Here is a 13,075-nt window from a genome sequence, read left to right as displayed (position 1 = left end):
GGTTATCGCAAAGATAGTAAAGAAGGTTATCTTTCTATTATTAGTCGTGTGAAAATAAATTAAAACTTGACCCTATGGTGCATCAAAAACAAGTCTGATTGGTCTCGGTGTTAGCTCAAGTTTTTGTCCATATGATAAAGTGTCGGTAAATACAGTATCTCTATAATTGGATTCCGGGTTGGCAATTAAATAAATATCCCATGCTCCCTCGTTAAGGCCAAAAAAATAGAACATTCCGTCAGGATCAGGGAAAGTAAAAAAGGTATCAGTTTCCTGGATAATGGCTACATATGGATTAGCCTCGATTGGTGCCACATAACCTTTAATAGATGCACCATAAGTTTCGGGGAAAGCCCTTGCTGAAGGCCTCAGAAACCAGTTTCCATTAATCTCTCTTATAGAAAGTGCTGCATTTATATCAATAATTATACTTGATATAACATTGGTCGCAAGATCAGCATTTATGTTTTCAATAACTACACCATCAATAATCTCAGGTGAGAGCTGCAATGGTACTGGAGCATCAGTAATAGTTACAATCCTATTGTTATTTCCAAGTATAATCTTTATTTTTTCAATCTTCTTGTATGATGGAAAGTACTGATCCACAAGTTGTACTGTTTTTCCGTTCAATAAGGTCAGCAGATTGTACTCCCCACCTGAATAATCAAGTGTTATCCATTCCCCTTCAATATTTGTAGAATCGGTTGCAAAAATAGAAATCTCATTAATATCTACATGAAGCTCTTTTAAAGTTAAAGATGTCGCATCTGTCAGTTTGATTCTTAACCTGGCTGCGTTTTCACTTACATCTTCTATATTGCAACCTGTAAACAGAATAATAGTTAATATTATTAAATAGTATGTATAAAAATTTGATTTCATTCTGTTGTATCTGTTAATTGATTGACAAAAATACATAATTCCAATTATCTTTGAACATCTAAATTAATTATATTCATCGAGTGCCCTATTAACAATACATTTAAACAATACTTTAACAAATATGTTATAAAATATATTTGAATAAATCGAAACAAACTACAATGAAACAGTTTATCTACTTTCTTAGCATCTCACTCCTATTAATAGGTTTGAATGCATGTAATCATCAAAAGGACAACAATTCGAATCAAAATAGTGAAGGTTACTCAGAGGCTTCAAATCCCACCACTGTTCAAAAAATTGATGCGACATTGTTACACGACAAATTAATGTCCAGCTTCAGTGACGACTGGATTGAAAGAGAGTCCGATCCTGATTTGTATCCTGAATATTATGGAGGTTCATATGTAGACAACAATGGAAATTTCGTAATTGCTGTTACAGGAAATGCTGATAGAAACAGAGAAGCTCTGAAAGAAATCCTGAATACAGAAAATTTCAGGATAGAAACTGTTAGTTACTCTTACCGACAGATGATGAAAGTTATGGACGAAATTGATAATTTTCTTGTAAGTAGCAATATACCTGACAACCATCCGATGCTGGAAAAATTTGCCGGTGCTTATCCTGATGTTATGGATAATAGGGTTAAGGTACTTCTTACAGAGATCAATAATGATATTATTAATTCATTCAAGAGAGATGTAACAAATTCCCCCTTGATCGTATTCGAACAAGGGGAAATTCCTGAATTATATTAATTTATCCTGCTTTAGGATTAGTTCTCATCTGTAGCAGGTAAACTAGATACCAGATTTCTGTCACCGAATGCATTATCTACACGTGCAACATTAACCCAGAATTTATTTTCTCTGACATAAGGAAGTGGATAAGCTGCTTTGCTTCTAGTGTAACTGTGCGTCCATTCATCAGCAGTAATCTCATACTCGGGGTGAGGGGCATTTACAAGAACATTATCTTCTTTGCTATATTCACCTCTTGAAACTTCAATTATCTCCTCATGGATCTCTATCATAGCATCAACAAAACGATCAAGTTCTGCTAAACTTTCGCTCTCTGTTGGTTCTACCATTAGAGTTCCATGAACCGGGAACGATAAAGTTGGTGCATGATAGCCATAATCAATAAGACGTTTTGCAATATCTGTTTCAGTAATACCTGATACATCCTTCAGACCACGGCAATCCAGAATCAGCTCGTGCCCTACTCTTCCCTCTGAGCCGCGATATACAATTCCATATGAATCATCGAGCTTTTCAGCAAGATAGTTTGCGCTCAAAATTGCTACGGCAGTTGCTTCCTTCAACCCTTGTGCACCCATCATCCTGATATACGCATAAGTAATTTCCAAAACTCCAGCACTTCCATAAGCTGCTGATGATACTGTATTCACATCAGTGCTGAATGAAACGGGATGTCCCGGAAGGAAAGGAACCAGATGTTCAGCAACACAGATTGGACCAACTCCCGGGCCTCCTCCACCATGAGGAATTGCGAATGTTTTATGAAGATTCAAATGACATACATCGGCACCAATTGTACCCGGATTAGTGTATCCCACCTGTGCATTCATATTTGCACCATCCATATACACCTGTCCACCAGCCTCATGAATCAATCTGCACATCTCTTTAATTTCAACCTCAAATATTCCATGAGTTGAAGGATATGTAATCATAAATGCTGCCAGATTATCTCTGTGCTGATCTATCTTCAAGCGTAAGTCATCCATGTCAACATTGCCCTTAACATCAGATAGCACGGTAACCGGGGTGAAGCCTGCCTGAACAGCACTTGCAGGATTAGTACCATGAGCAGAAGCAGGAATCAATACAATATTTCTGTGCCCCTCTCCCTTACTTTCAAGGTAGCTAGCAATAGTTATCAACCCTGTATACTCACCTGCTGCACCTGAATTCGGCTGCAGGCTTGTAGCTGCAAAACCGGTAATTTCTGCAAGCATCTCTTCAAGTTCATCAATAATTTGCCTGTATCCTTCGGCTTGTTCAACCGGTGCAAAAGGATGCATCCTCTGTAAACCGGCCATACCCAATGGGAGTAGTTCAGATGCTGCGTTAAGCTTCATAGTACAAGAACCTAAAGAAATCATAGAATGAGCAAGTGATATATCCTTGCGTTCCAGACGTTTAATATAACGCATCATCTCAGTCTCTGTATGATATTTATTAAAGACAGGATGTTTGAGGAATGATGATTTTCTCTGCTGATAATCCTTGAGAGATGTTTTTTCAGGAAGGTCATCAATCATAAATACCTTAGAACTACCAGTAGTCATTGCGAAAACAGCAAGCAGTTCATGAACCCTGTATGCATTAGTTGTTTCATCTATACTTATTCCTATTTCACCAGTTTCGAAATAGCGTAGATTAATAGATCTCATCTCAGCATTCTCACGCACATCTTTTGTAGTAATGCCTTCAGGTAATCTTATTTTTAATGTATCAAAGAAACTCTCATTCAACTGTTTGAAGCCCATTTCTTTGAGTTCTTCGCTTACATAAGTAGCAATTGAATGAATTCGTGAAGCAATCTTTTTTAGTCCTTCGGGACCATGATAAACTCCATAGAATGAAGCCATTGTTGCTAGTAATGCTTGCGCTGTACAAATATTTGAAGTAGCCTTCTCTCTTTTTATATGTTGCTCACGAGTCTGAAGCGCCATTCTCAGTGCAACTTTCCCATGTGCATCTTTTGATATCCCTATAATTCTCCCCGGTATGGAACGTTTGTATTCATCTTTAGTTGCAAAAAAGGCTGCAGATGGACCTCCATAAAACATGGGAACTCCAAATCGCTGACTGCTACCAAAAGCAATATCTGCACCCCACTCACCCGGAGGAGTAAGCAGAACTAAAGACATAAGATCTGTTGCAACCGCAACTTTACAATTAACACTATTTGCTTTCTTCACAAACTCACGATAATCTTCAACGCTACCATCACCATTAGGATATTGAAGAATTGCTCCAAAATATGATTCATCAAAAGTGACAGCTTTATAATCACCCACAACCATCTTTATACCTGAATAGCGCATGCGAGTATTTAAAACAGCAAGAGTCTGTGGAAATATGTTTTCATCAACGAATAGAGTATCAACATTATTTTTAACCTGATCTCTACTTCTCAGTCCGTACATCATCGTTGCTGCTTCAGCTGCTGCAGTAGCTTCATCAAGTAGTGAGCTGTTTGCAAGTGGTAAAGCAGTAAGTTCACTTATAATTGTCTGGAAATTCAGTAAAGCTTCAAGTCTCCCCTGCGAAATCTCTGCCTGGTAAGGTGTATAGGAAGTATACCATACAGGGTTCTCGAAAACATTACGATATATTACTGCAGGTGTTATTGTATCATACCAACCCATACCGATATAAGATGCAAATATTTGGTTTTGAGAAGCAATACTTGCAATTTCCTCAGCATATTCCTGCTCAGAAAGAGGTTTTGGTAATGATAATGGAGCTGAAAGACGAATATCTGAAGGAATAGTTTGATCAATAAGTTCATCTATTGAATTTAAACCTAACGTTTCAAGCATCTTTTGCTTATCATCATCATTGATACCAATATGCCGATTTTTAAATTGTTCCATTTCAATCATATTGAGCTCTTATTTTTTTTCAGTTTTATATTATTATGAAATATTGTTTGATGTTCCGACAAAAGGATTATTCTTTTTCTCGTAACCAATTGTTGTTGTGGGTCCATGACCCGGATATACTATAGTCTCATTTGGCATTACAAATAACTTAGTTCGTATGCTTTCAACCAGCTCATCAAAATTACCACCTGTAAGATCTGTTCTTCCTATACTTCCTCTGAATAGCACATCACCACAAAACACACTACCCGATTCTTCATTATAAAAAATAATACTTCCAGGAGAATGTCCGGGTGCATGAAAAACCCTAAGTGCTTGATTACCAAAATTTATCACATCACCTTCATTTAGCCAGTTCCCAATTTCAGGTTTATAATCGCTGTCTGAGCCGGGAATACCAAATAATCTCAACTGATCAGAAATATTTTCCAGTAAAAATTCATCATCTTTATTACACTCCAGTGAAAGACCAAAATGTGATGTCAGATAATTTACTCCAAAAATATGATCAAAGTGTAAATGTGTATTTATTATATGCTTTACCACTAAATCATGATCAATTATATAATTTAAAATGAGAGCTTTTTCATCTGCATAAAAACATGCAGGGTCAATTACAACACACTCATTTGTTTCGTCAGCTAAAAGGTATGTATTTACACCAAGAGGGTTAAATTCAAAAGTCTTAATTTTCATTGAGGAAAATAATTTTATGCGAGTAATCAGTAAAAACAAATTACAAAATTACCACTACAAAATTAGCAATTTATTTTAGTTAACCGGCAGGTATACCAGCTTTTTCGTTTGGAAAAAGGGTTCCGAAAAGTATTCCGAAAGTGACACTATATCCACAATGTTTTTGAAACTCTTGGTTTCGGAAGTGATATCTCCACCTTTAAGACATATAACTCCATTTGGAATTGAGTTATTTTGCTCGCGAGATATATTTTTATTTATAATTTTAACAAGTTCAGGTAGAAGCATTACGGCGCGGCTTACTATAAAATCAAACTTGCGCTTTTCATCTTCTGCTCGTGAATGTTTAACTTCAACATTTTCTAACCCTATAGCTTTAGCAATATCTCCGGCCACACGCACCTTTTTACCGATACTGTCCAAAAGAAGAAATTGCACTTCAGGAAAAAATATTGCAAGAGGTATTCCGGGAAAACCTCCTCCGGTTCCTACATCCATAACTTTTGTACCGGGAGCAAAAGATACATACTTAGCAATTGCTAATGAATGCAGTACGTGATGCAAATAAAGGTTCTCTATATCCTTTCGTGAAATTACATTTATCTTATTGTTCCAATCTAAATAAAGATCGAATAGAGCTTTAAACTGACTCTTTTGGAGTTCAGTTAGTTTTTGAAAATAGTTTTCTATCACTTTCACTATAAATCAGCCAGTTTACTTACAATAGTATTTTCTCTTAAAAGCGAACGTATTACGTTATATGGTATAAAAACCTGAGGAGCAGTTAACTGATATGCCGAATACTCACCTTTATTGTATGTATATATTATACCTTTATCATTCAGTAAAAAGTTTTTATTTGGCACAATTTCATTTATTCCAAAGAAACCCAAATCTTCCAGCTCATCTATGGTTTTGACCCCATTCTGCTCTAGTAAAGATGTAATAATCAGCCCCTGCAATGCTTTATCATAACCTGCATTAAAAATATCATATTCAGTAATCTGATCCCCTGTGTTCAAGTTAATTACATGGTTTGAGTATGATACGTAGTAAGAGGCTGACTCACCTTTGCTATTTGATTGTTTTATCTGAAATGATAAAATACCATGTTGATTAAACGTTATGGAGTCGGACAAGCTTTCATAATAAGAATAGAACAATTTATCAACTTCATGTTCACTATCGTCAACATCTATACCCGGAATAAGTGCATTTAACTCTTCCATATCTGACACAGATTCGCTGTACGTATAAGCATCATGCGAATAATTATCGATATAATTGCTTATATATGCTTCAACTGCAGCCAATGGTTTAAGATCCTCAAATGAAGGTCCAAACATGTTACTTACAAAAAAACGTTGTAAAGTATCCAGATTTGTTTTTGCACTCTTAACAGGATATACAAAATTCACACTTATATCACAAAATGGTCTGGTACTGTCATTATCAAGATGCTGACGTTTGTTTATACTTATTGTATCAAAGCTGATTTCGTTCTCTGCCTTGATTTTGCTGCTACCACTATTACCACACGATACCATTAACATGATAACAAGCAATAACAGGCTGAAAATCAATTTTCTGATTGTCACCTCCATAGAGAAAAAGTTTTTAAACAATCACAAAATTACGCTTTTTTTCGGTAATACCTCGTTAAAGGTCCAATTTTAGTAAGTGTGTCCGTCGTTTTCAAGTTCGTCAAGACCCAGCTTCTTCTTCTCAAGAGATCTCCATGCAAATATTATATATCCTAAAACAATTGGCACAAAGAATGAGACAACAGACATAACTGAAAGTGTAAAAAAACTGGATGAAGAATTGAATATTGTCAATGAGCTCTCTAAATCCACCGATGAAGGATAATATGCTGTATTATTAAGTCCACTAACCAATAACAGCATCATTACTGTAACAACTGTTCCCGGACCTGCATACCAAATTCCATTCTTGAATTTTGAGGTTGCAATAGTTCTAATTATTCCATATAATACTGAAACAACACCAAGGACAAACAAAATACCAACAACAGGCATTTCAATTAAGTTGTTCAGGTATTTCATTTTCTCAAGATAGATGTTACCGGATTCAGGATCAACTGCATACCCTTCAGCCACAAGTGTCCATATAAGGAATATCAGGAAAAACACAACAAAAGGTGCACCGTTATAATGAACGAACTTACGGGAACGTTTAACCAGGTCTTCATGATTGAGTCTATTTATAAAGAACAGACTCGCTAAAGTTCTTGCAAGGAAAAATACAGCAAGGCCAAGAGAAATATTTCTAAGATTGCCTATTAACTCAAGCCCCATGAGCGGGTTCTGCCACTGACTAATAACAAGTCCAGCTTCACCTAAACCAACTATATTACCTTTACCCACTGTGAATTCAGAACCGGTGAAAAAACTTGCCACAACAATACCTAAAAGGAATGTGCTTATCAGACCATTTAAAAACAGTAATGCACGATAGGTACCCTGACCTAACAGGTTGCCCGGTTTAGATTGAAATTCATATGATACTGCTTGTGCTACGAAACTAAAAAGCATAATCATCCAAACCCAATAAGCACCACCAAAGCTAGTAGAATAGAACAGAGGAAAGGCTGCAAAGAATGCTCCTCCAAATAAAACAAGAGTAGTAAATGTATACTCCCATTTACGTCCTAATGTATTTACCAGTAGTTTTTTCTCATCTTCTTTACGTGATAATGAAACCAGTAACGATTGTCCACCTTGAACAAACATAAGAAATACAAGTAGTCCACCCAAAAGAGACATTATAACCCACCAGTATTTTTGTAGAAATTCATATGTAATCATTGCGATTGAATTTTTTAGTTAAACCTTACTTTTCGTTGCCAATTTCAGTGGCAACCTCCTCAGGACCCTTTTTAATCTGCTTCACCATAATTGTTACTTCAGCAATCAGAAGTACAGTGAAAATAACGGCAAACATAACGAATGTAGTTATTACATGTCCCGGAGACAGTGCCGAAGCGGCAACTTCCACAGGTAGAATATCCTGGATAGTCCAAGGTTGTCTTCCCACCTCTGCTACAAGCCAGCCCAGCTGTCCAGCAATATAAGAAAGAGGAATACTCCATAAGGCTATATATAGAAGCCATTTGGTACTACGTAGATCTTTTTTGTATTGGAAAAAAAGAATAACCATGAAGAAGAGGATGAAATACATCCCTATCATCACCATCAGGTGGAAACTATAGAATGTGAGTGGTACATCAGGAACCAGATCTTCGCCTGTTTCAAGATACCCATAACCAAAATGTTCATAGTTCTCTCTCAAAATAGTTTCATAATTTGCAGCCTCTGATGCAGCAATATTTGCAGCCTCTGAATTGCCGGCTGCTATAGCTTCACTTTCAGCTTTTTTAGCCATTTGATAGTCGGCCAGTGCCTTTATTGCCAGTTCTCCCCTAGCCTTCCTTTCCTCAAAAGAGAGAGCTGTAGAACCATCCTGCAAAGTATATCCACCGTCTATAATATCTTTAATACCTGGTACAAACGCATTTATATCTCTATAACCCAGAAGAGACAAAAGTTTAGGTATTTCCATCTTAAACAGGTAAGGGTCAGCATCATCGTTGTATACTTTCTTTGAAGGATTCAGCATTCCAATCATTACAAGTCCTGCCCCCTCTTTACCCTCGTACAAACCTTCCATAGCCGCAAGCTTCATTGGCTGTTTTTGTGATACCTCATAGGCAGAACCATCACCGGTAAAAGCCAGCATCAGGAAAGTGATCAGACCTACAATAGATGCCAGCTTTATACTTTTAAGAGCAAAATCGATATGCCTGTTTTTCAGTAGATACCATGCAGAAACACCCACAACAAACGATGAGCCAACTGCAAGACTTGCAAACACAGTATGCAAGAACTTGTTTATTGCCACCGGAGAAAGTGCAACGGCCCAGAAATCAACCATCTCATTTCTGACTGTATCAGGATTAAACTCCATACCAACAGGATGTTGCATCCAGGCATTAGCCACAAGAATCCAAAGTGCCGATAATGTTGCTCCTAAGAAAACCATCCACGTAGAAAGAAGATGAACTCCTTTACTCACCCGGTTCCAGCCAAAGAACATAATAGTAACAAAAGTAGCTTCAAGGAAGAAGGCTACAATCCCCTCAATTGCCAGTGGGGCACCAAATATATCTCCAACAAACCAGCTGTAGTTAGACCAGTTTGTTCCAAACTGAAACTCCAGAATTATACCTGTAGCTATACCAATAGCAAAGTTAATACCGAAGATTTTTTGCCAGAATCTTGATATATTTTTCCATTTTTCATCACCTGTTCTTACATAAATAGACTCCATTATTGCCATTATGAGAGCCAAACCTATTGTAAGAGGTACGAAAATCCAGTGATACATTGCTGTAAGAGCAAACTGTCCTCTGGACCAGTTTACAGTAGCTGCATTTAAAAGAAAATCCATAGGATAATATTTTTTTACTTAATTATTTTAACATTTATGCATGGCCTACTCCACCTATAGGAGGTAAAAAACCGGGATTATTCTGTCTGCGGATAGTCCCATTTTGTTGCTCAAATTTATCTATGTTATCCTCCAGTGCATGTAGTAGTCTCTTCGCATGCTCAGGTGTAAGAATAATTCTCGACTTCACCTTAGCCTTTGGTATACCCGGCACAATACGAATAAAATCTATAACAAACTCCGTAGAAGAGTGAGAGATAACAGCCAAATTTGAATAAATACCCTGTGCAATTTCGTCACTAAGCTCAATTTGGATTTCGTTTTCTTTATTGATATTTTCCATTCGCTGAATCATTAAAATGTTTTAAACAAAGAAAAATAAATTTATCCAATCTACAAAAGAATCAGAGCCAATACTTGAAATATTTCTTTATTTAAAATCTATGAATAATCAATTAAATCTATCAATTAACGACGCAACAGTTTCTTTAGCATCTCCCAACAATAAATATATCCCCTCTTTCCGCTTGTATAAAGGATTGTCAACTCCTGCATAACCAGGATTTAAGTCGAAGTTGCAAATAAAAATCTCTTTGGCTTTATCAACATTCAAAACAGGCATTCCATATATAGGTGTGTCTTTGGCATCGCGTGCAGCAGGGTTAATTACATCGTTTGCACCAATAACAATAACTACATCTGTCTCTTCAAACTGTTTATTAACATCATCCATCTCATACAGCTTATCATAAGGAACATCTGCTTCAGCAAGCAATACATTCATGTGTCCGGGCATACGACCGGCAACAGGATGTATAGCAAACTTAACCTCTGCACCATTTTCTTCAAACTTATCAGCCAATGTACGTACAAGATGCTGAGCCTGAGCTAATGCCATGCCATAACCCGGAACAATGATCACTGATTTAGCAGCTCTTAGAACCTCACCTTCATCTCTCTTGAAAATGAGCCTATTATCCTCTGTTTGCTGAACCTCTTCTACAACCTTATCTCCAACTTTTTCTATGGTATCATCTGCTTCTGCTACCACTTCTTTTGGGGACTTCTTTTCAACAGAAGTTTTACCCAATAGTATATCACTCAAACTCCTGTTCATCGCTTTACACATTATCTGAGTTAGAAACAATCCGGAAGCACCAACAATACCTCCAATGGAAACAAGCATCAGATCATTAACTGCCATACCTGCTATTGCGCCTGCAACACCGCTCAGAGAGTTAAGGAGCGAAATAGTAATAGGCATATCTGCTCCCCCTACCCGAATTGCGAAAGCATAACCAAACAGAGAGCTGAAAACAACACTAATGGCCAGTACAATCAACGTATTACTTGTAAAAGCAGAATAGATAATCGTAGAAATTAGGATTATGATAAAACCTGTGACGATAGTAGAATGTTTTTTCCATACAACCGGCTTTTGTGGCAATATCTTATGTAGCTTACCTGCAGCAACAAGACTGCCAGAAAGAGTTATAAGTCCCACCACAATCGCAAGTACAGATGTAACATTAACAAATATAGGATACTCATTAATTACAACACCAATACCTATGAGAGATAAAACTCCAACCAATGCTGAAGCGAGTCCACCCACCCCATTTAGCAACGCTACCAATTGCGGCATTTCAATCATCTTCACTCTGTATGCAAAAGTTGATCCTATAAGAATACCTAAAAGCATAAAGATATAGATAGTCCATCCCGAAAACAGCTCCTTATATAAAAGTGTGATCACAATGCCCAGTAATACACTTACAGCACTTAAAAGATTACCGGCTACAGCTGTTTTAACCTTGCTCATTAGGGAAATACCAGACAGTACAGCAACAGACAGTATAATGCAAATAATATAATATAGTGTTTCACTCATGATTTAGACTGTTTCTTCTTTTTATCAAACATTTTCAGCATTCTGTGGGTCACTCCAAAGCCTCCAACCACATTAACAGATGCAGCAATAACAGCTATTCCGCCAAATATTTGACCTAATAACATATGATTACCCTCTACTGCAAAAAGTGTAATTCCAACAACAACAATAGCCCCCAACAATGTAATCCCTGACAAAGCATTCATACCCGACATTAGTGGTGTATGAAGTAAGCTGGGAACATTCTTAATTATAAAATAGCCAACAACTGAAGTGACTATAAAAACAGCAACTAAAATTAATGGATTCATAAGCCCATAGCCTCTTTGGCACCTGCATGAACAATCTCTTTGTTGTTCGTTACAAGTATAGATTTAATAATTTCATCATTCAGATCCAGTTCAATTTTTCCATCTTTTACAAGATAATTAACCAGATTATACATGTTCTGAGCAAACATCCAGGTTGAGCTTGTTGGAATTAGTCCTGGAATATTTTTAATTCCTCCAATAGTAACATTATGTTTAACCTCCTTCTTTCCCGGAGTAGTGATCTCGCAATTACCGCCCTGGTCGATAGAGACATCCACTATAACTGAACCATTTTTCATATCCTTAACCATATCTTCTGTGATAAGTATGGGAGCCACCTTGCCTGGCACTAATGCACTAAGGAACACAATATCCATATCCTTTATCACACCCTTAAGATGCTCTCTCTCTTTCTGTATCCATTCATCCGGAAGCTTATTTGCATAACCCCCTTCACCTACTGCTATTTCTGCGGGAACGCCTGAGTCAATTACTTTGGCACCTAGACTTTTAGCCTGTTCTACTGCATCGGGACGAATATCCATTGCATAAGTCACTGCACCAAGCCTTTTTGCTGTTGCCAGAGCTTGCAGACCGGCCACTCCTACACCAATAACCAATACATTAGCAGGTTTAAGCATACCAACAGCTGTAAACATCTGTGGCATGAAAAAAGAGAGATCATTTGCAGCCATTATCATACCTTTATAACCTGCACAAGTACTCATAGAAGTTAAAGCATCCATATTTTGAGCACGAGATATACGTGGAATTCCGTCTAAAGTGAGACCTATAACACCTGCAGCAGCCAATTTTTTTACCATACTGTGATTACCCGGTGAAGCCGGATGTATAAAGGTGATGAGATATTGACCCTCATGCATCATGTCAATCTCATGCTTATCTTTTGATTCATTATATTGTGGCTCCTTTACCTTAAGGATCAGATCAGACCTTCTATAAAGTTCTTCCGGATCATATACCATCTCCGCACCCATATTTCTATACTGATCATCATAATAGTGAGATTTTTCTCCGGCACCAGATTCAACTAAAATGATTATACCATCTTTACAAAATTTCTTAACTGTTTCAGGAGTTGCAGCAACACGAGCTTCACCCTGCATAATTTCTTTTGGTATTCCAATTATCATAGCAATAATTTTAAGTTATAAATGTGTT

At 37.1% G+C, this 13,075-nt stretch carries 12 protein-coding genes; 1 reads left to right on the top strand and 11 read right to left on the bottom strand.

Features of this window, described 5'->3' with window-relative positions:
• Positions 1-72: 72 nt before the first annotated feature.
• On the bottom strand, positions 73-885 hold the full coding sequence (locus BN1354_RS04160) for a DUF4382 domain-containing protein (protein WP_053826302.1): 813 nt from the start codon (positions 883-885) through the stop codon (positions 73-75).
• 161 nt (positions 886-1,046) lie between these two features.
• Here BN1354_RS04160 and BN1354_RS04155 point away from each other — a divergent pair, with 161 nt between their 5' ends.
• Positions 1,047-1,646, top strand: coding sequence for a hypothetical protein (locus tag BN1354_RS04155; RefSeq protein WP_053826301.1), 600 nt, complete (start codon positions 1,047-1,049; stop codon positions 1,644-1,646).
• A gap of 17 nt (positions 1,647-1,663) precedes the next feature.
• Here the strand turns inward: BN1354_RS04155 and gcvP are convergent, their stop codons facing one another.
• The 10 genes from gcvP to BN1354_RS04105 form a co-directional block, all read right to left on the bottom strand.
• Complete coding sequence (gcvP, locus tag BN1354_RS04150; protein WP_231623068.1) at positions 1,664-4,525, bottom strand: aminomethyl-transferring glycine dehydrogenase; 2,862 nt, start codon at positions 4,523-4,525, stop codon at positions 1,664-1,666.
• Between the two features lie 33 nt (positions 4,526-4,558).
• Entirely contained in the window at positions 4,559-5,221 is a 663-nt protein-coding gene (locus tag BN1354_RS04145; RefSeq protein WP_045089579.1) for an MBL fold metallo-hydrolase, read from the bottom strand.
• A gap of 75 nt (positions 5,222-5,296) precedes the next feature.
• Positions 5,297-5,920 carry a 16S rRNA (guanine(527)-N(7))-methyltransferase RsmG gene (gene rsmG / locus BN1354_RS04140; RefSeq protein ID WP_053826300.1) on the bottom strand — a complete coding sequence of 208 codons (624 nt, stop codon included), beginning with the start codon at positions 5,918-5,920 and terminating at the stop codon, positions 5,297-5,299.
• Positions 5,920-6,825 carry an RsiV family protein gene (locus BN1354_RS04135; RefSeq protein ID WP_053826299.1) on the bottom strand — a complete coding sequence of 302 codons (906 nt, stop codon included), beginning with the start codon at positions 6,823-6,825 and terminating at the stop codon, positions 5,920-5,922. Before BN1354_RS04135 ends, rsmG begins: the two co-directional genes overlap by 1 nt.
• Before the next feature lie 69 nt (positions 6,826-6,894).
• Positions 6,895-8,049 carry a cytochrome d ubiquinol oxidase subunit II gene (locus BN1354_RS04130; RefSeq protein ID WP_053826298.1) on the bottom strand — a complete coding sequence of 385 codons (1,155 nt, stop codon included), beginning with the start codon at positions 8,047-8,049 and terminating at the stop codon, positions 6,895-6,897.
• Positions 8,050-8,074: 25 nt separating this feature from the next.
• On the bottom strand, positions 8,075-9,691 hold the full coding sequence (locus BN1354_RS04125; RefSeq protein ID WP_045089583.1) for a cytochrome ubiquinol oxidase subunit I: 1,617 nt from the start codon (positions 9,689-9,691) through the stop codon (positions 8,075-8,077).
• A gap of 34 nt (positions 9,692-9,725) precedes the next feature.
• Positions 9,726-10,034: a DUF3467 domain-containing protein gene (locus tag BN1354_RS04120; protein ID WP_045089584.1), complete on the bottom strand. Its 309-nt coding sequence runs from the start codon at positions 10,032-10,034 to the stop codon at positions 9,726-9,728.
• 108 nt (positions 10,035-10,142) lie between these two features.
• Entirely contained in the window at positions 10,143-11,582 is a 1,440-nt protein-coding gene (locus BN1354_RS04115) for an NAD(P)(+) transhydrogenase (Re/Si-specific) subunit beta (RefSeq protein ID WP_053826297.1), read from the bottom strand.
• Positions 11,579-11,893 (bottom strand): NAD(P) transhydrogenase subunit alpha part 2, encoded by a 315-nt coding sequence (locus BN1354_RS04110; protein ID WP_045089585.1) that lies wholly within the window; start codon positions 11,891-11,893, stop codon positions 11,579-11,581. Before BN1354_RS04110 ends, BN1354_RS04115 begins: the two co-directional genes overlap by 4 nt.
• A complete protein-coding gene (locus tag BN1354_RS04105) occupies positions 11,890-13,047 on the bottom strand; it encodes an NAD(P) transhydrogenase subunit alpha (protein ID WP_053826296.1) in 1,158 nt (385 codons plus the stop codon). Before BN1354_RS04105 ends, BN1354_RS04110 begins: the two co-directional genes overlap by 4 nt.
• Positions 13,048-13,075: the final 28 nt, after the last annotated feature.

It is taken from the genome of Lascolabacillus massiliensis (genome assembly GCF_001282625.1).
In the GTDB taxonomy this organism is placed as follows: Bacteria; Bacteroidota; Bacteroidia; order Bacteroidales; family Dysgonomonadaceae; genus Proteiniphilum; species Proteiniphilum massiliensis.
This window is presented reverse-complemented; position numbering and strand designations above follow the sequence as displayed.

Excerpts from the sequence above, each read along its gene's own strand:
- BN1354_RS04160 (WP_053826302.1), bottom strand. The coding sequence starts at position 885 with ATGAAATCAAATTTTTATACATACTATTTAATAATATTAACTATTATT.
- BN1354_RS04155 (WP_053826301.1), top strand. The coding sequence starts at position 1,047 with ATGAAACAGTTTATCTACTTTCTTAGCATCTCACTCCTATTAATAGGT.
- gcvP (WP_231623068.1), bottom strand. The coding sequence starts at position 4,525 with ATGATTGAAATGGAACAATTTAAAAATCGGCATATTGGTATCAATGAT.
- BN1354_RS04145 (WP_045089579.1), bottom strand. The coding sequence starts at position 5,221 with ATGAAAATTAAGACTTTTGAATTTAACCCTCTTGGTGTAAATACATAC.
- BN1354_RS04135 (WP_053826299.1), bottom strand. The coding sequence starts at position 6,825 with ATGGAGGTGACAATCAGAAAATTGATTTTCAGCCTGTTATTGCTTGTT.
- BN1354_RS04130 (WP_053826298.1), bottom strand. The coding sequence starts at position 8,049 with ATGATTACATATGAATTTCTACAAAAATACTGGTGGGTTATAATGTCT.
- BN1354_RS04125 (WP_045089583.1), bottom strand. The coding sequence starts at position 9,691 with ATGGATTTTCTTTTAAATGCAGCTACTGTAAACTGGTCCAGAGGACAG.
- BN1354_RS04120 (WP_045089584.1), bottom strand. The coding sequence starts at position 10,034 with ATGGAAAATATCAATAAAGAAAACGAAATCCAAATTGAGCTTAGTGAC.
- BN1354_RS04115 (WP_053826297.1), bottom strand. The coding sequence starts at position 11,582 with ATGAGTGAAACACTATATTATATTATTTGCATTATACTGTCTGTTGCT.
- BN1354_RS04110 (WP_045089585.1), bottom strand. The coding sequence starts at position 11,893 with ATGAATCCATTAATTTTAGTTGCTGTTTTTATAGTCACTTCAGTTGTT.
- BN1354_RS04105 (WP_053826296.1), bottom strand. The coding sequence starts at position 13,047 with ATGATAATTGGAATACCAAAAGAAATTATGCAGGGTGAAGCTCGTGTT.